At 62.1% G+C, this 19,844-nt stretch carries 19 protein-coding genes; 6 read left to right on the top strand and 13 right to left on the bottom strand.

Annotated features, from left to right (window positions below; genetic code table 11):
• Positions 1-110: 110 nt before the first annotated feature.
• Entirely contained in the window at positions 111-707 is a 597-nt protein-coding gene (locus M727_RS0108315) for a L,D-transpeptidase (RefSeq protein ID WP_027152292.1), read from the bottom strand.
• A gap of 189 nt (positions 708-896) precedes the next feature.
• Between M727_RS0108315 and M727_RS0108310 the strand changes: the two genes are divergently transcribed.
• On the top strand, positions 897-1,652 hold the full coding sequence (locus M727_RS0108310; protein WP_027152291.1) for a glucose 1-dehydrogenase: 756 nt from the start codon (positions 897-899) through the stop codon (positions 1,650-1,652).
• Positions 1,653-1,716: 64 nt separating this feature from the next.
• On the opposite strand, the gene der is transcribed toward M727_RS0108310, so the two are convergent.
• Together der and M727_RS0108300 are read right to left on the bottom strand one after the other, a co-directional pair.
• Positions 1,717-3,147, bottom strand: a complete 1,431-nt coding sequence (der, locus tag M727_RS0108305; protein ID WP_027152290.1) for a ribosome biogenesis GTPase Der — start codon at positions 3,145-3,147, stop codon at positions 1,717-1,719.
• A gap of 3 nt (positions 3,148-3,150) precedes the next feature.
• Complete coding sequence (locus M727_RS0108300) at positions 3,151-3,816, bottom strand: tetratricopeptide repeat protein (RefSeq protein ID WP_027152289.1); 666 nt, start codon at positions 3,814-3,816, stop codon at positions 3,151-3,153.
• 298 nt (positions 3,817-4,114) lie between these two features.
• Between M727_RS0108300 and M727_RS0108295 the strand changes: the two genes are divergently transcribed.
• Entirely contained in the window at positions 4,115-5,110 is a 996-nt protein-coding gene (locus M727_RS0108295; protein ID WP_027152288.1) for a polysaccharide deacetylase, read from the top strand.
• Positions 5,111-5,138: 28 nt separating this feature from the next.
• Here M727_RS0108295 and sbmA read toward each other — a convergent pair whose 3' ends face one another.
• From sbmA to M727_RS0108280, 3 genes are all read right to left on the bottom strand, one after another.
• Positions 5,139-6,416, bottom strand: a complete 1,278-nt coding sequence (sbmA, locus tag M727_RS0108290) for a peptide antibiotic transporter SbmA (RefSeq protein ID WP_027152287.1) — start codon at positions 6,414-6,416, stop codon at positions 5,139-5,141.
• 122 nt (positions 6,417-6,538) lie between these two features.
• The gene (locus tag M727_RS0108285; RefSeq protein WP_027152286.1) at positions 6,539-7,699 is read right to left on the bottom strand and encodes a YbfB/YjiJ family MFS transporter; all 1,161 of its coding nucleotides are present in this window, start codon (positions 7,697-7,699) and stop codon (positions 6,539-6,541) included.
• 438 nt (positions 7,700-8,137) lie between these two features.
• Positions 8,138-8,350: a hypothetical protein gene (locus tag M727_RS0108280; protein ID WP_027152285.1), complete on the bottom strand. Its 213-nt coding sequence runs from the start codon at positions 8,348-8,350 to the stop codon at positions 8,138-8,140.
• Positions 8,351-8,447: 97 nt separating this feature from the next.
• On the opposite strand from M727_RS0108280, the gene M727_RS0108275 reads away from it, so the two are divergent.
• From M727_RS0108275 to M727_RS0108265, 3 genes are all read left to right on the top strand, one after another.
• Positions 8,448-9,362 (top strand): LysR substrate-binding domain-containing protein, encoded by a 915-nt coding sequence (locus tag M727_RS0108275; protein ID WP_027152284.1) that lies wholly within the window; start codon positions 8,448-8,450, stop codon positions 9,360-9,362.
• Between the two features lie 83 nt (positions 9,363-9,445).
• Positions 9,446-10,702: an aminopeptidase gene (locus M727_RS0108270; protein ID WP_027152283.1), complete on the top strand. Its 1,257-nt coding sequence runs from the start codon at positions 9,446-9,448 to the stop codon at positions 10,700-10,702.
• 98 nt (positions 10,703-10,800) lie between these two features.
• Positions 10,801-11,157, top strand: coding sequence for a DUF488 domain-containing protein (locus tag M727_RS0108265; protein WP_027152282.1), 357 nt, complete (start codon positions 10,801-10,803; stop codon positions 11,155-11,157).
• A 32-nt stretch (positions 11,158-11,189) separates the two neighbouring features.
• On the opposite strand, the gene ugpC is transcribed toward M727_RS0108265, so the two are convergent.
• From ugpC to M727_RS0108240, 5 genes are all read right to left on the bottom strand, one after another.
• The gene (gene ugpC / locus M727_RS0108260; RefSeq protein WP_027152281.1) at positions 11,190-12,257 is read right to left on the bottom strand and encodes a sn-glycerol-3-phosphate ABC transporter ATP-binding protein UgpC; all 1,068 of its coding nucleotides are present in this window, start codon (positions 12,255-12,257) and stop codon (positions 11,190-11,192) included.
• 31 nt (positions 12,258-12,288) lie between these two features.
• Complete coding sequence (locus M727_RS0108255; RefSeq protein WP_036261818.1) at positions 12,289-13,014, bottom strand: SDR family oxidoreductase; 726 nt, start codon at positions 13,012-13,014, stop codon at positions 12,289-12,291.
• Positions 13,015-13,084: 70 nt separating this feature from the next.
• Complete coding sequence (locus M727_RS0108250; protein ID WP_027152279.1) at positions 13,085-14,590, bottom strand: extracellular solute-binding protein; 1,506 nt, start codon at positions 14,588-14,590, stop codon at positions 13,085-13,087.
• Between the two features lie 59 nt (positions 14,591-14,649).
• Positions 14,650-15,522, bottom strand: coding sequence for a carbohydrate ABC transporter permease (locus tag M727_RS0108245; protein ID WP_023799420.1), 873 nt, complete (start codon positions 15,520-15,522; stop codon positions 14,650-14,652).
• Position 15,523: 1 nt separating this feature from the next.
• Positions 15,524-16,411 carry a sugar ABC transporter permease gene (locus tag M727_RS0108240; RefSeq protein WP_027152278.1) on the bottom strand — a complete coding sequence of 296 codons (888 nt, stop codon included), beginning with the start codon at positions 16,409-16,411 and terminating at the stop codon, positions 15,524-15,526.
• Between the two features lie 155 nt (positions 16,412-16,566).
• Here M727_RS0108240 and M727_RS0108235 point away from each other — a divergent pair, with 155 nt between their 5' ends.
• On the top strand, positions 16,567-17,487 hold the full coding sequence (locus tag M727_RS0108235) for a sugar-binding transcriptional regulator (RefSeq protein WP_023799422.1): 921 nt from the start codon (positions 16,567-16,569) through the stop codon (positions 17,485-17,487).
• A 151-nt stretch (positions 17,488-17,638) separates the two neighbouring features.
• Here M727_RS0108235 and M727_RS0108230 read toward each other — a convergent pair whose 3' ends face one another.
• Positions 17,639-18,448, bottom strand: a complete 810-nt coding sequence (locus tag M727_RS0108230) for an HAD-IIB family hydrolase (protein ID WP_027152277.1) — start codon at positions 18,446-18,448, stop codon at positions 17,639-17,641.
• Between the two features lie 4 nt (positions 18,449-18,452).
• Entirely contained in the window at positions 18,453-19,781 is a 1,329-nt protein-coding gene (locus M727_RS0108225; RefSeq protein WP_027152276.1) for a sn-glycerol-1-phosphate dehydrogenase, read from the bottom strand.
• Between the last annotated feature and the right edge of the window lie 63 nt (positions 19,782-19,844).

Below are 19,844 nucleotides of genomic sequence, written 5' to 3'. Positions count from 1 at the left end.
ACCAAAGCCTAGTGCAGAAATGACACACTCGGCACCCGGTTGCAGGCGACACCTCTGCGGTGACGTGCCGGCAGGGCGCACCATCCAACGAAGATCAGGCCTGCCCACCATCAAACAACCACCACCGTCGTGCCCAAAGGAGTACGGTCGTAGAGGTCAATGATGTCATCATTTGTCAAACGGATGCACCCGTTCGATACCGCTGTGCCTATCGTCCATGGCTCGTTTGTACCATGTATCCGGAAGTGGGTGTCGCGCCCGTTGCGATAGAGATAAAGGGCGCGCGCACCAAGCGGGTTGTTTGGTCCGCCAGGGACCCCCCCTGCATACTTCACCAGGCGCGGCTTGCGCCTCATCATGCTGGCGGTGGGTGTCCACGACGGCCAGTCCGCCTTGCGGGCGATGGTCGCTGTACCCTTGAACGAAAGTCCCTGCTCGCCAACGCCGACGCCGTAGCGCGTCGCCCACCCGTCGGTCTCGACGGAATAGAGAAAACGTTGCGAAGTATCGACGACGATCGTTCCAGGCGGCTCGTTTCCGTCGTACCGCACATGCTGCCGTCGGTAACGAGGACTGAGGCCACTTCTTGGTCCAAACGCGGATGAAATCGGCTCCGTCACCTGTCGTAACGTCGACGTACATCCGGAGACCATCAGAGCCAGAGTACCCAGCACGAGCCCCCGGCGCGCAATGTGGTGTTCTTTCATTTCTACCTGCTAGGAAACTGGTCGATCTACCGCCACCGTCGTCTCTACCATTCCACGGCCTGCGGGCCAAGTCTCGCTGTGTGGCGGCAAAATGAATTCACAGGATTGACAAGCGAATTGGAGCGAAACTTCTTGCGATAACCGTCTGCCTCTGTTCGGTTATGTCACAATGGGCATAGGACAGAAACGATGAAGCCTGACTTCCATGGTAAAGTCGCGATTGTGACCGGCGCGGGCTCCGGAATAGGAGCTGCTGTTTCACGGCAACTTGCGCAAGAAGGAGCCGAGGTTGTTGTCGCCGACCTTGATGCCGAGGCCGCGCGCTGCAGAGCCGCCGAAATAAGCGCGCAAGGAGGCAGGGCCCACGACTTTGCGGTCGATGTCACGGATGCGGCAGCCGTCGAAAAGCTGATCGAGTTCACTGTCCAGAAATGCGGCGGACTGGATATGGCGGTAAACAATGCAGGTATCGACGGCGTTCGAAAAGCGACGGCAGACTATCCGCTCGACAACTGGCACCAGCTGATAAACGTCAATCTGAATGGCGTTTTCTACAGCATGAAGTACGAAATCGCCGCCATGCTGGATCGAGGCGGAGGCGCCATCGTGAACATGTCCTCGATTCTCGGTTCCGTCGGCTTGCCGACTGCGTCCGCATACACGGCAGCGAAACACGGGGTCGTTGGACTCACCAAGGTTGCGGCGATTGAATATGCGAGGATGGGCATCCGCATCAATGTCGTCGGCCCCGGCTGGATCGAAACGCCTCTTCTATCGGAGCAAATGGAGACTTTAACCACCCGGCGCATGGCAGCCCTTCAGCCGATGGGCAGGCGCGGCAAACCGGAAGAGGTAGCGGCTCTTGTGTGCTTCCTGTTGTCCGATCAGGCCAGCTTTATCACCGGGAGCTACCATCTGGTGGACGGAGCTTACACCGCCCATTAAAGCGCCGCTGCCGGCGAGCCGGCTGCGGAGCGTAGCTGATGCTGGCACCAGGAAGACGTGGCGCTCAGCGGCGCTTCTTCGCCTTGCCGGCGAACGGATTTTCCGAGGTGCGCAAGGCGATGCGGATCGGCACGCCGGGCATGTCGAAGGCTTCGCGCAGACTGTTGGAGAGGTAACGAACATAGGATTGCGGCATCGCGTCCGGCCGTGAGCAGGACACGACGAAGCCCGGCGGCCGCGTCTTGGCCTGGGTGACATATTTGATCTTCAGCCGGCGACCGGCGACGGCAGGCGGCGGATGATGCGCCAGGATGCCTTCCAGCCAGCGGTTGAGCTTGCCGGTCGAGACGCGGCTGTTCCACACTCTGTGCGTCTTGATGACGGCATCCATCAGCTTGTCGAGGCCGCGCCCGGTCTCGGCCGAGACCGGCACCGCCTGCATGCCGCGCGCCTGCGGCAACAGCCGCTCGGTCTTCTCGCGCAGTTCCGCCAGGAGTTCCTGCGGGTGGTCGATCATATCCCATTTGTTGAAGGCGATCACCGGCGCGCGGCCCTCGCGGATGATCAGGTCGGCGATCTGCAGATCCTGCTTCTCGAAGGGAATGGTGGCGTCGAGCACGATGATGACGATCTCGGCAAAGCGGATGGCGCGCAAGCCGTCCTGCACCGACATGACTTCCAGCTTTTCGTGAATCCGGGCCTTGCGGCGCATGCCGGCGGTGTCGAATAGTTTGAGACGGCGGCCATGCCACTCCCAGTCGACGGAGATGGAATCGCGGGTGATGCCGGCTTCCGGCCCGGTCAGGAGCCGCTCCTCGCCGATCAGCGCGTTGATCAGCGTCGATTTGCCGGCGTTCGGACGGCCGACGACGGCGATGCGCATCGGTTTGGTATCGTCATAGCTCGGCTCGGCATCCGGATCGGTGATGTCCTCGCCGATCAGCACCTCGCTGGCGGCGGCCTCCTCGTCGGCATCCTCTTCTTCGTCGAAGGCGCGTGCCTCGCCCAGTGCTGATATCACCGCATCGCGCAAATCGGGCAGGCCCTGGCCGTGTTCGGCCGAGACCGGGATCGGCTCGCCAAGGCCGAGTTCCCAAGCCTCCAGCATGCCGCCCTGGGCGCCGCGCGCTTCGGCCTTGTTGGCGATCACGACAACCGGCTTGCCGGACTTGCGCACGATCTCGGCGAAGGTCTTGTCGTCAGGCATCAGCCCGGACTTGGCGTCGATGGTGAAAAAGATCAGGTCGGCTTCGCGGATCGCGATCTCGGTCTGGGCGCGCATGCGGCCCGGCAGCGTCGAAGCAGCAGCATCCTCGAAGCCGGCGGTATCGATGACGTCGAAATGCAGATCGTAGAGCTTGGCGGCATGGACGCGACGGTCGCGGGTGACGCCCGGCGTGTCGTCGACAAGCGCCAGCTTCCTTCCCACCAGACGATTGAAAAGAGTCGATTTGCCGACGTTAGGCCGGCCGATGATGGCGACTTTGAACGTCATCCGTCACGACACATTGCCCGACCCACGGATCAACTCGGACATCAACGTCGCCCGCTCGCGCGCGTTGCGCGGGGCGCTGTCATCCGAGGCGATCTGGTCGAACAGTTTCAGTGCGTCCGTTGCCTTACCTTCCTTCCAGGCGGCAAGGCCGAGCGCCTCGCGCGCGGTATGGCGCAGCGGATTGGTGTCGGCGGTGAGCGTCTCGACGCGGCTCGAGACATCGGCGAACGAACCGTGGTCGACGAGCAGCAGCGCTGCCCTGAGGCGCGCCATATCGCGAAGGCCTGATGGAATGTCCGTATCGGCGGCGACCTCGTCGAAGTCCTTGACGGCGGCGGCGACGTCGCCCTTATCCGCCTTGACGGTTGCCGCCCGCATGCGGGCGAGCAGCGGATAAGCGCCGTAGCCATCTTTTTCCAGCGCATCGAGGGCCGCCAGCGCTTCGTCGCTCTTGCCCTCATTGGCAAGCTTCAGCGCCTGCGAGAAGGCATCGCCCGAGCGATTGGCGCGGGTCTCGTCCCAATAGCGATAGCCGACGAAGGCGGCGGTGCCGACCACCACCAGTATCGCGAGCGCAAGCAAGGCAGGACCAAAACGGTCCCACAGCGCATGCGCCTGATCGCGACGCATCTCTTCGTTGACTTCGCGGATAAAACTGTCGTCCGACATCTCAAAACCATCCTGCCCGCCTCAGGGCGGTTTAGAGCGACGTGCGTCCATTGAAAGTACGCTCTAACACTTGAATTTGCGCATCGTGTTTCCTGAACAAAATCAATTCTGCACTTCAGGCCGATGCGGTAGCCCGCGTTTTAGCGAAATTTTGCCGGCATGGAAGGGGTTCGACCGGAAAATCGGCTAATCGCCGACGGCGATTTAAAAGGATGGCTGAAAAGGGCGACCGCACGCACGCCACATTTCGCCGATAGCCGGTGCGCGAACCCTCCTCAAAATCCAGATCCGGACACTGATGCCTCGTTTGTCCCGCGCTGTTGCGTTTTCGATCGCGTCGCTTGCTGCGGGGGGCGCTGCTGTCGCCGACCCGCCAGCGCCGGTAAAGCCGAAGCAGGCCGTCCTCATCTCGTTCGACAGCGCCCGCGATATTTCGCAATGGAAGCGCAGCCGGGCGCTGGCCCAGCGCACCGGCGCCCATTTCACCTACTTCGTGTCCTGCGTCTTCCTGCTCTCGCCGGAGACGCGCAAGCAATACACGGCGCCCGGCAAGACACCAGGCAAATCCAATATCGGCTTCGCCGCCTCGAAACAGGAAATCGCTGACCGGCTCGAGCAGATAAACCTTGCCGCCACGGAAGGCCATGACATCGGCAGTCACGCTTGCGGCCATTTCGACGGCAAGGACTGGAACAAGGCCGATTGGCTGAGCGAGTTCGGTTCGTTCAAGCGCATTCTCGAAAATGCCTATTCGATCAACGCTATTACCTCCGAACCCGCAGGCTGGCGCGAAATTGCACGTAAGGCGGTTGGCTTTCGCGCACCCTATCTGTCGGCAAACAAGGCGCTCTACGAGTCGCTGCCAAAGGCGGGCTATTGGTTCGACGCGAGCGGTGTGTCGCGCGGCCCTGCCCGGCCACCGACCAGCGACGGCATCACGCGCTTCTCACTGCCGCAGATTCCGGAAGGTCCTGACACAAGGCGGGTGATCGCGATGGACTACAATCTCTATGTCAGGCATTCCGGCGGCTTCGAGCGGCCGAGCCAGGCGGACGAATTCGCCAACCGGACCCATGACGCCTTTCGCGCCGCCTTCGACGCGCAATATCAGGGCAAACGCATTCCGCTGGAACTCGGCTTCCATTTCACACTGATGAATGACGGCGCCTACTGGAAGGCGCTGGAGCGCTTTGCCGGCGAGGTCTGCACCAGGCCCGACGTCGAGTGCATCAGCTATCGCGACTATGTTTCGCGCCAACGCGCCGGGGAAAAGCAGGCGTCGGTGGGCGGCTGAGCCGAAAGCGCTCGCCGCCCCGTCACTCTCAACTTACCGGCTGATCCTCAGGGCGCAAGCCGGCTCGCTCTCGCTCCAGATAGGCCTGGTCGATTTCCGGCAGCGGCGCCCCTTCAAGTGTCGCCTCGAAGGCGCGCAGGCGCTTGTAGATGGATATCAGCTCGACGATGGTCGGCCAGGAATTCACGAGATATTGGAACGAAGTGGCGACTTGTGAAAAGGCGGTGACAATTTGCTGGAAAACGCCAAATGTTATCTTGCCTATTGCCAAGGTCGGAACAAGAATAAGCGTGGCGAATACGTTGTCGACTTGAAGGTATAGATAGCGGACCATGTCGAAATAGACATAGTGTGCATAGAGAGTGAAATAGTTCTTGCGAACATTTCTGAAAAGCTCGGCCAGAGTTGGTGGCTGCGCTCGTGCCGTGTCGTCCTCGCCGAGGACAAGTTCCTTGCGCAGCGCGGCTTCAACCCGCTGATTGCGAAATTCCAACCCGGGCAGCCTGACGCCGACGACTGCCAACAAGCCGGTGCCAAACAGCGACCAGGCGATCGCCGCAATGACCAGCGGATAAGGGATTGCTCCGACGATTGGGAGCGTTGAGACATGGAGAGAAAGGGAGGCCAGCAAGGGCAGGAATGCAATCAGGGTCATGATGGAGTCGATAAAGTTCACTCCGAGCCCCTGCATTGTGCCGGAGAAGCGCATCGTGTCGTCCTGAACGCGCTGCGACGCCCCTTCGATATGGCGCAGCCGCGGCCAGTAAGCGGTAAAATAATCGTTCATCGCGGTGCGCCAGCGAAACACATAGTGCCTTACGAAAAAGACGTTCAGGACGGCAATGCTCATATAGACCAGCGCCAAGGACAGAAACTGCCATACTCCGTAGTACAGCTCGGCAGGGGTAACGGAGCCCGGCGTGGTCAGCGCCTTCTGCACCATGTCGTAAAACATGCCGCGCCAGTCATTGAGCGCCACGCTGATCTGCACGATGAAATTGGTTACGAAAATAATCAAACCAGAGCCAAGGATCGACCAGTTTTGCCAGCGATGCGGGGAATACAGCGCCCAGAAAAGGTAGAATACGCCCATACCGGCGAAGAAATATCCGTAAAACCAGAGGAATGCCGGCGTCAGGAATCTTATCGGGCTGATGACTGGTGCTGCCTGCGGGTCGACCGGCGGCATGCCGAGCATCGTGCCAAGGTGCTCGCCGCCGAAAAACCACAGGAGGACGAGCAGAAGGCTCCAGGCGACGGCCGAAGTGAAAAACAACTTCGGCTGCGGGAAGAAGGATACGAACACTGTTAGGAAATCCTCGGTCGATGCGCAAATCAGCGGCGTTGCTGTTCAGCGGGCATAAGGTCACACATCGATCGGAATGAAAATGGCCGGTGCGTGATGCCCGGCACCGAGCAAGACCACAATCATGGCGATTTTGGCGCAGCCGACCAGATGACCGCGCCGGAGACAAGCAGCACGGCGGCGGCCACGATCGATGCGAGGAAGAAGTCGCCCGAGGCTTCGGCAAGCAGGCCGGCGACGATCGGACCGATGATCTGACCGAGGCCGAAGGACGCCGTCATCAACGCCAGGATCCGGCGTGGCGCTTGCGGGGCAAGCTGCCTTCCGCTCTGCAAGCCGAGCGCGGTGATGGCGATGAAGGTGCCGCCAAGCAGAAACCCGCCAAGCAGCGGCCCAACGTGTCCGCCCATAGTGACGCTCGCGCTGACCCCAACCACCTCGACGAGGCACCCCCAGGCATAAGCCCGGTAGAGCCCGATCTTTGCCGCGATCTTCTGCCAAAGCCAGACCGATGGAATCCCGGCAAGGCCGGTGACCATCCACACCACGGCCTCGAAGACGCGGCCGCCGCCGCCCTGCCGGACGATGGCGACCAGGAACGTCGCCGTCACGATATAGCCGAAGCCGAACAGCCCGTAGGCGACGATGATCTTCACCAGCGCGCGGTCCTTTGGCAGCGCCGGTTCGCGACCATCGGCGCCGTTGGCGGTCGCAGTGCTGCCGAGCAGCAGCATCACGACGGCAATGGCGCAGGCCGAGATCGCGGCGGACCAGAACCAGCCCGCCGGCCAGCCGGCCTGTTCGGTGACGAGTATTGCCATCAGCGCCGAGGACGCCGCTATGCCAAGGCCGACGCCGCCGAAATGCAGCGCCTGCAGGTCGTTTCGGCCGACCGCGGCGAGATGGCCGAAAACGATGCTGGACATGAACACCAGGACGAAGGCGCTGGCCACACCGGCAAGAAAGCGGATGACGAGAAAGGCCGCCATCGTGTCGGCCAGGCCCATCAGCCCGGTGAGGACCGCGGTGGCGGCAAGACCGGCCAGCATCAGCAGGCACTCGCGACCGTGCGCCCAGCCGCCGACGGCTGCGAGCGCGCCAACGAGATAGCCGAGATAGTTGGCGGACGCGATCCAGCCGGCATCGGCCGGCGTCAGGCCAAGTTCCTCCATCATGCCGGGCAGGATCGGCGTGTAGACGAAGCGGCCGATGCCCATGGCGACGGCCAGGGCAATCATGCCGGCGAAGGCGAGGCGCAAAGGGGACGGCGAAGCGGCTTTCATTGCGGCGCACAATAAGTGCACGAGCCGGTGAAACAATCCGCTTGTTGTTGGGCCAGAACGGGTTGCAGCGGCGGACGAGCAGCTTCCAGCCGACCGATATCCGACGTTTGCGATTGCCGCAGACCACCATGGCTTCGTCATCCCTGGGCGAAGCAAGGAGCGAAGCGACGCGGCGCAGACCGTGGGATCCATGCCGTGACATCCGGCGTAAAATGCGGCGGTTCGGAATGGCGCTCGTGTCCGCTGCGAAGAAGCACCAGTTTCTGATCCGTCGGAGCACTGCCGCCAGGCAACGGCATGGATCCCAGGGTCTCCGCGACGTCGCTTCGCTCCTGCTGCGCCCTGGGATGACGAAGAGAGGGATGGTTCAGCCAATCTCCAAGGTTTGCGATTTGTCCCTGAAAGGAACTGAGCCCGCTCCCACCTTTGCTCGCATCTTCAGCCGCAGCCGACCTGCCCGGTGCCGGTCTCATAGGCAGTGCGCCGGGCCGTCAGCCGGAACGGCACGTCGCCGAGTTCGCGCTCCGACATGGTGTCCAGCACAGGATGCGACAGCGGATCGGTGGCCCATCGGGTGGCTTCGCTTTCTTGCGGCCGGCTTTGCCGCGCGCCGGCAGCGGAAAAGACCCCGAGCAGTGACAAAATCTTCATCGTATTCTTCCTCCACAGGTCTGCTTGTTCCTTAAAAGTTGCCGTTCCTCCCCGCATTTCAATTGAGATTTCAACCGTTCTGGTTTAGAAAAACTGTATGGCCATGCTCAACCGCGTCCACCTCAACGGCCTGCGCGCCGTGGAAACCGTCGCCCGCCTGGGATCGCTTTCGGCTGCGGCGAGCGAACTCAACGTGTCCGCCAGCGCCGTCAGCCAGCAGGTCAAGCGGACGGAAGCGCAACTTGGCCAGGCGCTGTTCGAACGAACGGCAAGCGGTCTGGTGCCAACCGAATTCGGCACCGTCTTCACCGCCCGGCTCGGGGCAGGTTTCCGCGAGCTCGCCCAAGCCGTGGCGCTCGCCGACGAGGCCTCCGAATGCACGCTGGTGGTTTCGGTTGCGCCGGCCTTTGCCTCGAAGTGGCTGCTGCCTCGACTATCACGTCACTTCGCCCGGCATCCGAATGTGCTTTTGCGCATCGACGCCTCGGTGCGGATTGCCGATCTCGATCGCTCGGACATCGACATCGCCATCCGGCTTGGCGACGGCAAATGGCCGGGCGTGCGCGCGCAACTGCTACTGGCGCAGGAAGTCTTCCCGGTCTGCGCCCCGGTGATCGCCGACAAACTGAAATCGATCGATGATCTCGCCCTGACCTGCGCGATCACCGACGAAAAAGCGATGATCAGCTGGGAAAGCTGGTTCGAGGCGGCCGGGGTGAAGCCGGTCAGCTTCCTCAAGGGCGCGCGCTTCACCGACCCGATGCTGTGCCTGGAATCGGCGATCGCCGGCCACGGCGTCATGCTCGGCTGGCAATTGCTGACGACTGATGCTCTCGCCGACGGCCGGCTGGTCGCGCCGTTCGGCGTCCGCGCCGAGAGCGGGCTGGGCTACTGGCTGGTGACCTCGGCCAGCAAGAGCGAGAGCCGCAAGGTGCGCGATTTCAAGATCTGGATCCGCGAGGAGATCGAGGCGACGATGGCGCAGTTCGGCGCGCTCGCCGGCGCGGCCTGAGCAGGCCCGGTCGATCACGGTGGAAAGACCGATGGCACCGGTCTATGTAAGAACCAGGCTCCCACATCGCGACAGGCAGGATCATGACCACACATTCGCGCGGCGTTTCCGCAACGATCGACCCGGTGAAGCTCGACAGGCTGGCAGAAGTCGCCATCAAGGTCGGGCTGCAATTGCAACCGGGGCAGGACCTGGTGCTGACATCGTCGATCGCAGCGCTGCCTTTGACGCGGCGGATCGTCGAGCACGCCTACAAGGCCGGCGCCGGCCTGGTGACGCCGATCTTCAACGACGACGAGATGACGCTGGCACGCTTCCGCTACGGCGCCGATGCCGGCTTCGACCACGCCGCCGGCTGGCTTTACGAGGGCATGGCCAAGGCCTTCGCCAACAATGTGGCGCGGCTGGCCGTGCGCGGCGAGGATCCGTCGCTGCTGTCGGCGCAGGATCCGGCGAAAGTGGCGCGCGCCAACAAGGCGAACTCGATCGCCTACCAGCCGGCACTGGAAAAGATCACCGGCTTCGACATCAACTGGAACATCGTCGCCTACCCCGACCTGGCCTGGGCCAGGCAGGTGTTTCCGGGCGACAGCGACGACGTCGCGGTGGCGAGGCTCGCCGACGCGATCTTTGCCGCCTCACGGGTCGATGTCGACGACCCGATCGGCAACTGGAAGGCGCACAATGCGGCTCTTCGCAGCCGCACCGAATGGCTGAACGGCCATAATTTCCATGCGCTGCATTTCACCGGACCCGGCACCGACCTGACCGTCGGCCTGGCCGACGGCCATGAATGGATGGGCGGCGCCTCGACCGCCAGGAACGGCATCACCTGCAACCCGAACATCCCGACCGAGGAGGTTTTCACCACGCCGCATGCAAGGCGCGTCGAAGGCCATGTTACGAGCACCAAGCCGCTGTCGTACCAAGGCACGCTGATCGACGGCATTGCGGTGCGTTTCGAGGCGGGCCGCATCGTCGAGGCCAAGGCCAGCCGCGGCGAGGATGTGCTGAAAAAAGTGCTCGACACCGATGAAGGCTCGCGCCGGCTCGGCGAGGTCGCCCTGGTGCCGCATTCCTCGCCGATCGCGGCGAGCGGCCTGCTGTTCTTCAACACGCTGTTCGACGAGAATGCCGCCTGCCATATCGCGCTCGGCCAGTGCTATTCGAAGTGCTTTGTCGACGGCGCCTCGCTCACTCCCGACGAGATCGCGGCGCGCGGCGGCAACAAGAGCTTCATCCATATCGACTGGATGATCGGTTCGGACAAGGTCGACATCGACGGCGTCGGCAAAGACGGCAGCCGCGTGCCGGTGATGCGCAAGGGTGAGTGGGCGTAGGGGCGAATGGGCATAACATAAGGGCGAGTGGGCGTAAGCAGCCGCCTGCAAGACGACATGGCCAGCAAGACGACATGGCGGCAACCCCGGAGTTGGCAATGAAACTCGATATCAGGGTCAAACGCGTCTACGAGCCGCCCTCGCCTGGCGATGGGCAGCGGGTGCTCATAGACCGCCTATGGCCGCGCGGCGTCCGCAAGGAAGACGCCGCGCTGACGCTATGGCTGAAGACCATCGCGCCAAGCGATGAATTGCGCAAATGGTACGGCCACGAGCCGACGCGCTGGATGGAATTCCAGCAGCGCTATCGCGGCGAGCTCGACCGGAACAGCGAGGCGGTCGGCCAGTTGCGTGCCCTGCTCGACAACGGCCGGGTGACGTTGCTCTACGGCGCCCAGGACGAGTTGCACAACAACGCGGTGGCTTTGGCTGATTATCTCAGCCTGAAGGGCTGAGGCAGCGCTCTGCCGACGCCGTCATCGCTAGCTCAGGCGACACGCAGTTCCGTCGCCGCATCGAAGAGGTGCACCTTGCCCGGCAGCACCGAAAGATTGATCGCGGCGCCGGCGCTGCGGCGCTCGTCACGCGGCACCACGGCGACGGCATCGTATCCGGCCACGCGCAAATGAATCTGGACATCGGCGCCGGTCGTTTCGGACAGCACGACCTCGCCCTTGATCTCACCCGTATCCGAAATGCCGAGATCGTGTGGCCGGACGCCCATGATGACCTTTTGGCCTGGTGTTGCCTTGATCTGCGGCGACAGGCCGATCGACACGCCTTCGGCGACGAAGCGAGGACTGCCGCCTGCGGTCTCGACAGCGCCGGCGATGAAGTTCATCGACGGCGAGCCGATGAAATCAGCGACATATTTCGAGTTCGGGCGCTCGTAGACCTCGTCGGGCGTGCCGATCTGCATGATCCTGCCGGCGTGCATCAGCACGATCTTGTCGGCCATCGTCATCGCCTCGATCTGGTCGTGGGTGACGTAGATCGTGGTTGTGCCGAGACGATTGTGGAGTTGACGGATTTCCACGCGCATATGCGTGCGCAGCTTGGCGTCGAGATTGGAGAGCGGCTCGTCGAAAAGGAAGACGGCGGCATTGCGCACCATGGCGCGGCCCATGGCGACGCGCTGGCGCTGGCCACCCGACAGTTCCTTGGGATAGCGCCCGAGATAGGGCGTGAGATTCAGGATTTCCGCCGCCCATTCGACCTTCTTCCTGATCTCCGCCTTTGGCACTTTCGCCACTTCCAGGCTGAAGCCGATATTGTCGAACACCTTCATTGCCGGATAGAGCGCGTAATTCTGGAACACCATCGCGATGTCGCGATCGCGCGGGTGAACGTCATTGACCCGCCTGTCGCCGATCAAAAGATCGCCGCTGGTCACCCGCTCGAGCCCGGCCGTCATGCGCAGGAGCGTGGTCTTGCCGCAGCCCGACGGCCCAAGAAGCACGACGAATTCGCGGTCGGCAATGCCGAAGGAGATGTCTTTCATCACCTCGACATTGCCGAAATTCTTGGCGATGTTCTTATATTCTACGGTGGCCATTCTTTGTCTCCAGACGCCCGGGTCAGGGTCGTCAGTATTTCTGCCTGGTCGGTGTGATGACGATTTCCTGCACGAGAGCGTTCTGTGGCATCTGGTAGGCGTGCAGCATGAGGTCTGCGACGTGCTCCGGGCCGATGCCGCCGCCGATCTTGAGCTTGTTGGCCTTGTAGTTGGCGAGCGTCTGCGGATCGAGGACGCCGCTCAGAACTTCGGTTTCGATCACCCCGGGCGAAAGCACGACGACGCGGACGCCATAGTCGGAAAGATAGTCGCGCAGCGATTCCGACACGGCGTGAACGAAGAATTTCGTCCCGCAGTAGACCGTATGATCCGGATAGATTTTTCGGCCGGCGATCGAACTCATCATGAACAGCGTTCCATGACGGCGCTCCATCATGCCCGACATCACGGCGTGGACCGAATTCAGCACGCCTTTGGTGTTGATGTCGATCATCTCGTCCCATTCCTCGGGCGGCTGGCGCCCTATGTCGGCGAGACGCGCTATGCCGGCATTGGCAAACAGCATGTCGACCGGTCCGTACTCGGCTTCCGCCTCCTTCACGGCGGCTGCGATCGCGGCGCGGTCGCGGACATCGACCTGCCGGGCCATGCTGTCGGGCAGGTTGAGCGCCTCCATGCGCTCCAGACGGCGGGCCATCATCAGAACAGGGTGGCCGGCGCGCGAAAACGCCTTGGCGACCGCCTCGCCGATACCAGAACTGGCTCCTGTCACTGCTACGAGCTGTTTTCCAGCCATGACTTTCCTCAATCGAAAATTGTCGATACGCCGGGCTGGCGGCCCTAGGGCAGCCAGCCCGGGGGAAGACTCAGCCCTTGGCGACGAGATCGTCGACCTGGGTTTTCAGGGCGTCGAGTGACTCCTTGGCCGAGCCCGACTGGCCGGCGAAGTATTTGCCCAGCGCAACCGGGATCATGTCGCTCGAGAGTTCTGCCCACGCCGGCAGGTCGGGCTCGGATCCCATGTAGTTGGCGATGGTGTCGCGCACGACCGGCAAGTGGCGGGTCGTGCCGGCGCCGACACGCGCATTGTCCAGCACGCGCGGATCGTCATAGACGCTGGTGCGCGTTGGCCCGGTACCGCCGCCCAGAACGGTTATCAGCGCCTGGGTATCGGCTGAGGTCGCCCACTGCATAAAAATCCAGGCGGCGTCCGGGCTCTTCGAGTATTTCGATACCGCGAGCGAAGAGCCGCCCTGGTGACCAACGCCCGGAATTTCGCCGAACCCGGTCTGCTCGACGGTGCGCAGCGTCGCGGCAGGTTTCGGCGGAACCATCGCTTCCATCAGGCCCGAGACCTTGGAGGCCTTGGGATCGTCGAAGAACGGGAAGAATTCGCCCCAGGACAGCATCGAGGCGGCGACGCCCTGGCCGACCGACTGGCCCTCACCATCCCATGTCCAGCCGTCGACGCCGGGCGGCATCGTCGCCTTGAGCTTGTCCCAGTAGGCCATGGCGGCCAAGCCGGCGTCGTCATTGCCGGTGAACTTGCCGTCGGGGCCAAAAATCGAACCGCCATGGCCCCAAAGCCACGCCGTCCAATCGCATTCGAGGCTGTAATGGCCCGATTTCATCTGGCCGCTGGTGCCGTACATGTTCGGGCCCTTGGCGTCGGTGATCGCCGCAGATGCCTTCAGCAAATCGTCCAGCGTCGCCGGAGGCGGCAGCTTGAGCTCGTCCCAGACGTCCTTGCGGTACTGCATGATGAAGATTGGGATGTCGTAGGGCACGCCGACCATGCGGTCCTCGTACATGGCGATACCGTCGACGAGCGGCTTCAGGAAGTCGTCGATGTTGTAGTTCGGCATTGCCAGGTCGGCGTTCTTGAGCTGCTCGCGCGGATCGAAGACGTCCTGGCTGAAGCTCGCCGCCCAGCTCTGGTCGATATAGTAGAGGTCGTAAGTGCCGAGGCTCGAGGCCACGTCGAGCGTCAGCTTCTGCAGCACCTGCTCGAGCGGCAGCACTTCGATCTCGACCTTGATGCCGGTGGCCTCCTCGAAATACTGCTTGAGCTGCGTGGCGATGGCATTCGACGGCGGCGTCGATTCGGTGGCGAGACGAAGCGTCGTTCCGGCAAAGGGCTTGCCGACATCCGAGAGCCATTTGGTGATTTCGGCGCTGGGCTTCAGTTCCTGTTCCTGAGCCGATGCCTGGCTGATGCCGTAGAACGGACGTCGTGCCAGGCCCATGCCGAGCGCGCCGGCGCCGAGGCCGAGAATGCCTGCTGCGCGAAGAAACGAGCGGCGGTCCATCTGTCCGCGAACGAAGCGGTCGGTGACAGAGGCAAGATGCGTCTTTCTGATGCTGTCTTTCATTGTCTACTCCTCCGGTTTAATTCGCGATTTTCTCAAGGCTGCGAATTCGAGCCTCCCATCTATTGTTTCAACGATCCCATTGTGAGACCCCGCACGAGGTGCTTCTGAACCAACAGAATGAAGATGAAAGCGGGAATGATGGATGCGGCGCCAAGCGCGGCCATGTTGCCCCAGGCGGTGCCGATCGAGGTGACGAAGGTCGACGAGACGACAGGCACGGTCTTGAGCGAGGTGGTGGTCAGGGTCAGCGCAAAGAGGAATTCGGTCCAGCTGAAGATGAAGCAGAGCACCGCCGTGGCGGCGATGCCGCCCTTGGCCATCGGCAGCACGATCCTGCGAAAAATCATGAAGCGGCTGGCGCCATCGACGATCGCGCTCTCGTCGATCTCGGAGGGAATGTCGTCGAAGAAGCTCTTCATCAGGAGGACGGCGAGCGGCAGGTTCATCAGTGCGTGGATCAGCACCATGCCGGTATAGGTGTCGATGAGACCGAAATTCTTGTAGATGAAGAACATCGGCACCGCGACCGCGACGGGCGGCATCATGCGCGTCGACAACACCCAGCCCACGAAACTGTGCCGGCCGCGGAAGTTCATGCGCGACAGGGCATAGGCGGCAAGCGTGGCGATGGCGACAGCGAGCACGGTCGACAGCGTCGCGATGACAATCGAATCCCAGACGCGGGGGGCCATGTAGAAATTGCCGCCGCCCGGCGTCACGGTGATGCCGCCGCTGCCCAGCGAAATCCCGAACACCTTCTGGAAATTGTCGAAGGTCGGCGTGAAGGCGAAAAGTTTCGGCGGCCGGTTGAAGATGTCGTTGCCGTGTTTGAACGCCACCGACGTCCAGTAGTAGATCGGAAAGAAGAAGATTGCGACCACAACCCAGGCGGCGATGGTGCGAAGCATGCGGGTCGAGAAGGAGCCGTTCATTCTACCACCTCACCTTGGCGATACGGATGAAGAGGTTGGCAATGACGAGGATGATCACAAGGGTGACGAGGCTGAGCGTGGCTCCATAGCCCCACTTTACGAAGCTGAACGTCTGCTGCCATGCATAGATGGACAGCGAATAGGTCGACGCTCCCGGCCCGCCGGAGGTCATGACGAAGACGTAGTCGAAGACGCGGAACAGATCGATGCCGCGGACCAGCACGGCGATGGCGATCACCTTCGACATCATCGGCAGGGTGATGCGCCGGAAAATCTGGAACGACGAGGCGCCGTCGATCATCGCGGCCTCGTAAGGCTCCGGCGGCAGCGCCCTGAGACCGGCAAGGAAGATGAGCACCATGAACGGCGTCCACTGCCAGATTTCCGCGACGAGAACGCCGGCAAGCGCGGTCGAAGCCGTGGCAAGGATAGGGTTGTTCGGATTGAGCAGCCCGATCGACTGCAGGAGATAGCTGATCACGCCGAACTGCGGATCCTCCATCAGCAGATACATCATGCCGACAATGGCCGGCGGGATGACGAGCGTCATCGTCAGCACGCCGCGCAGGAATCCGAAACCGAAGCCGTCGCTGTCCAGGAGCAGCGCGATCGCCATGCCGAGCACCAGCTCGAAGATCAGCGCGATGGCGAAATAGGTGAAGGTGATGACGAGCGACTGCCAGAACCGCGTGTCGTTCCACAGCTGCACCCAGTTTTCCGTTCCGACGAATTCGAGCGCCCGCCGGCGCGGGACGAACTCATGGAAGCTCAGCCAGATGTTGTAGATGAGAGGATAGACGGTGAAGACAAGCAGGATCGCCACCAGCGGCAGCAGCCAGGGCAGCGGGTGATCCGAAATGACGAAACGTCTGGCTTGGGCAACCCGCACGCGTTCCTCCCGAACCGCTTCGTTTTGCGATGCACAAATGTTCATATCTTGTGCATTTGTTCAAATGCTATATCGTCGCACTGTCTGTGGCAAGCACTTGTTGGCCGGCTACAGCGGCATTCGGATGGGTGCGCCACAAGCATCGGAGGACCCTCATGACGTCGATCGGTCTGCTGGCACGGGTTGCCCATCAGTATTTCGTGCTGGGCGAAACGCAGCAGGCCATCGCCGAGCGGCTGCAGATCAACCGCACCAAGATCCACAGGCTGCTGGCCGAGGCGAAGGAGCGCGGCATCGTCTCGATCCGCATCAACGCCGGGACGTCCCAAGCGCTCGAAATGGAAGAACAGCTCAGGCGGAAGTACCGGCTCGACATATGCAGCGTCACACCTGATGACACCGGGTCGGAACTCGGGCTCTCCGAAGTGATCGGCATCTATGCCGCGCAGACTGTCGAGACGCTGCTCAGGGACGACATGACGGTCGCCATGGCGTGGGGCCGAACCATGAGATGGCTCGCTTCCAACATCGAGCCGGTGGCGCTCAGAAACGTTACCGTCGTACCGCTTCTCGGCTCGCTGTCGCGCCGGTCGTCGATCGACAAATACGACGCGGCCGCCGTCTTTGCCCAGCGCACCCAGGCCGAATCCTATTATCTCCCCGGACCCATCATCTGCGACAGCCGTGAAAGCCGTGAGACGATCCTGCAGCAACCGAGCGCGCGCGAGGTTATCCAGAAGGCGCTGAACGCCGACCTTGCGCTGATGAGCGTCGGCGGCACAACCAGTTCGACGCTGCGGAGCGTCGGTTACATGACCGACGAGGAATTCGACGATATCCTGAGACTGAAGCCGATCGGGAACTTTCTCGGCTATTTCTTCGACCGGGACGCCGAACTCATCGACCATCCCGTCAACGAGCGCATTGTCGGGGTCTATCCTCGCGACACGCTGAACATTCCCAAGCGCATCCTCGTTTCCGGCGGAAAGAACAAGGTCGGCATCATGACCAAGCTCCTGGAAAAGGGGTTCTTCACCGGCCTCATCACCGACCAGGGGACGGGCAGTTCGCTGTGACCGGCCGGGATTGCGGCGGCAGCCGAACCTGCCGTGCGATGTTGCCTGGCGCATCGCGCCCGCTTGCCTAAGCCGTCCCTGGTTCGGTTCCATCGCCTGCAGAACATCCTTTTTTGCGTCTTTTGCAGTCCGCATTTTTCGCGCCCGCCGATCAGCCCAATCCCGACCTCCGGTTCGCCAGGATCATATCGGCAATCTCGACGAAGCCGCGGCCACCCCGCGACCTGGCGACGAAAGCGGGTTCGGCGTCGATCTGTCCCTGGAAATCCACCACATTCGCGACCCCGAACGAGTTCGGAAAGAACCCGAACATCGGGGCGTCGTTCGGGCTGTCTCCAACGAAAGCATAGGCCTGCCTTTCAGCATCGAGATCGGTTCCCAGCCTCTCGCTTGCAAAGCGGCGCGTCATCGCCAGCTTGTCGTAACGGCCAAACCAGCCGTTCACATGGATCGACGAAATCTTGGCGACAGCGCCGGCCTCCTCGAAAATCTGCTTGATGCGCCTGGCATCGGACAGCGGCAGCGCCGGAACATCCTCGCAAAAGTCGATGGCCAGGTCGGCTTCGCGATATTGCTGGTCGGCGGATACTGCCGAACCCGGCACCTCCTGGACAATGTGCTTTTCCAGTTCGGTGAGCCTGCGCCTGTTTTCCCGGCGTTCGTCAGCGCTTGCCGCGAAAACCCGGATCATCTTTCGCGTTGCCTGATCATAAGCGAAGTAAAAAGCGCCATTTTCGCCGACCACGCCGGTGACCGGCCAGAACCGGGCAATCATGTCGCACCAGCCTGCCGGTCTCCCGGTAATGGGAGCAACGACAAGGCCCGCCTCGTGCAGGCGTTCGAGCGCACGGTAGGCATCCGCCGGAAGACGACCCTCGGTGGTCAGCGTGTCGTCGATATCGCAGAAGACGCCACGAATGCGCGATGCAGTTTCGGGTCCGAATTCGGCGAGGTCGCGCATCCGGTCAGGCTTCCCCGCGCGCAAAATCCTCCAGCATTCCTGCATCCGCAGCAATGTCGAGGAACGAGAAGCGATTGCGCATCTCCCGGCAATGAACGACGGCTTCGCGATAAAAATCGGCCGGGGTGCCCAATTCGGCCGCTGAAATCGGCCCGCCGGTCGATTTCAGCAGGCGCTGCATCTCGTCGACAGGCACCATGAATTGCTTGAGTTCCTGCCTGAGTGTCGGCCACAGCTCCTGCAGCCGCTCGTTGAATGCGGCGGCGGCAGTCTCGTCGAAGGCCTTCTTCTTCAATTCGTCGAGACATTGTGCGGCGACAGCCGGACCCATGCGGCGGACCATGTCGTCAGGATCGATCTTCGTCGCCTTCACCACCGGCGGCTTGTCGCTTGCAAGCATGGCTTGCTGCAATCGCGCCATAGTGAGCGAAGCGACGCCGACCTGGGTGCCGTGCAGCGTGCCGGGGTGACGCTCGCCGGCGAAACAGTCGATGTAGTGCGATATCTGATGCTCGCCCATGGAACCGTGATTGGAGACGCCGGTGAAGGAAATTCCGAGACCGCAGAGCGTCAGCACGCGATAGAGGTAGCCATTGGCCTCGATGTCGTGTTCGGCAAGCTTTGCCGCACGCTGGTTGAGCGCCGCCTCATCCTTTTCCTGGATGAGAAACGGGACCTGATGGTAGGCCGTGCCAAGCAGGCGGTGCGACATCCACCAGTCGATCTGGGCGACCGAGCGGCAAAGGCAGTCACCGAACCCCGCCGCCGACAGGTAGGTCGGGGCGGCAGCGGAGACGCCAAGGTCGACGAAAAAGCCTGAAGGGGCGTGGGAAGGGAGCGATACTTTCAGGCCGCTTTCCAGTGTGATGGACGCAGTCGTCGATGTGTAGCCGTTCATCGAACCGGCCGTCCCGAATACACAGTAGCGCCGCTTACTCCTTCCGGTGACGAACTTGCAGAGATCGTTGATGGTGCCGGAACCGACCGCGACCACGGCATCCGCATCGGCGAGTTTGACGGCGAGGCTTTCGACATTGGCCATGTCGGCATGCGGATGATCCAGGATCACCACATCGACGGGGCCGAGCGTCTTCAGTTCGCGCGCAACGCGTTCGCCAAGCGCCTCATAGGTGGCGGCATCCGCAACGACCGTGAACCGCTCACCCAGATCGAGTTCCCAAACCAGATCGGCCGCCCGCCCGTCGAGGCTTTCTTCGATGACAATCCGGTCATACGGCACCACGGCCTTTTTACCGGTCTCCGGGTTGGTCCAGCGCCCGTCCAGAATGTCGTCGATCAATGCCGTCCATGATCCGGCTTCCGGATTGGTCATGACGTCCTCATGCTGGCGACCCCGTAATCGAGGCGCAGGAGCGTTGGCGTTGTAAACAATAGT

The sequence above is a fragment of the Mesorhizobium sp. WSM2561 genome, assembly GCF_000513915.1.
Lineage (GTDB): Bacteria > Pseudomonadota > Alphaproteobacteria > Rhizobiales > Rhizobiaceae > Mesorhizobium > Mesorhizobium muleiense.
The sequence above is the reverse complement of the archived record's forward strand: the minus strand, read 5'-3'. Positions and strand labels throughout refer to the sequence as shown.

Bases quoted from the DNA above. Each gene is read 5' to 3' on its own strand.
- M727_RS0108315 (WP_027152292.1), bottom strand. From the start codon at position 707: ATGAAAGAACACCACATTGCGCGCCGGGGGCTCGTGCTGGGTACTCTG.
- M727_RS0108310 (WP_027152291.1), top strand. From the start codon at position 897: ATGAAGCCTGACTTCCATGGTAAAGTCGCGATTGTGACCGGCGCGGGC.
- der (WP_027152290.1), bottom strand. From the start codon at position 3,147: ATGACGTTCAAAGTCGCCATCATCGGCCGGCCTAACGTCGGCAAATCG.
- M727_RS0108300 (WP_027152289.1), bottom strand. From the start codon at position 3,816: ATGTCGGACGACAGTTTTATCCGCGAAGTCAACGAAGAGATGCGTCGC.
- M727_RS0108295 (WP_027152288.1), top strand. From the start codon at position 4,115: ATGCCTCGTTTGTCCCGCGCTGTTGCGTTTTCGATCGCGTCGCTTGCT.
- M727_RS0108285 (WP_027152286.1), bottom strand. From the start codon at position 7,699: ATGAAAGCCGCTTCGCCGTCCCCTTTGCGCCTCGCCTTCGCCGGCATG.
- M727_RS0108280 (WP_027152285.1), bottom strand. From the start codon at position 8,350: ATGAAGATTTTGTCACTGCTCGGGGTCTTTTCCGCTGCCGGCGCGCGG.
- M727_RS0108275 (WP_027152284.1), top strand. From the start codon at position 8,448: ATGGCCATGCTCAACCGCGTCCACCTCAACGGCCTGCGCGCCGTGGAA.
- M727_RS0108270 (WP_027152283.1), top strand. From the start codon at position 9,446: ATGACCACACATTCGCGCGGCGTTTCCGCAACGATCGACCCGGTGAAG.
- M727_RS0108265 (WP_027152282.1), top strand. From the start codon at position 10,801: ATGAAACTCGATATCAGGGTCAAACGCGTCTACGAGCCGCCCTCGCCT.
- ugpC (WP_027152281.1), bottom strand. From the start codon at position 12,257: ATGGCCACCGTAGAATATAAGAACATCGCCAAGAATTTCGGCAATGTC.
- M727_RS0108255 (WP_036261818.1), bottom strand. From the start codon at position 13,014: ATGGCTGGAAAACAGCTCGTAGCAGTGACAGGAGCCAGTTCTGGTATC.
- M727_RS0108250 (WP_027152279.1), bottom strand. From the start codon at position 14,590: ATGAAAGACAGCATCAGAAAGACGCATCTTGCCTCTGTCACCGACCGC.
- M727_RS0108245 (WP_023799420.1), bottom strand. From the start codon at position 15,522: ATGAACGGCTCCTTCTCGACCCGCATGCTTCGCACCATCGCCGCCTGG.
- M727_RS0108235 (WP_023799422.1), top strand. From the start codon at position 16,567: ATGACGTCGATCGGTCTGCTGGCACGGGTTGCCCATCAGTATTTCGTG.
- M727_RS0108230 (WP_027152277.1), bottom strand. From the start codon at position 18,448: ATGCGCGACCTCGCCGAATTCGGACCCGAAACTGCATCGCGCATTCGT.
- M727_RS0108225 (WP_027152276.1), bottom strand. From the start codon at position 19,781: ATGACCAATCCGGAAGCCGGATCATGGACGGCATTGATCGACGACATT.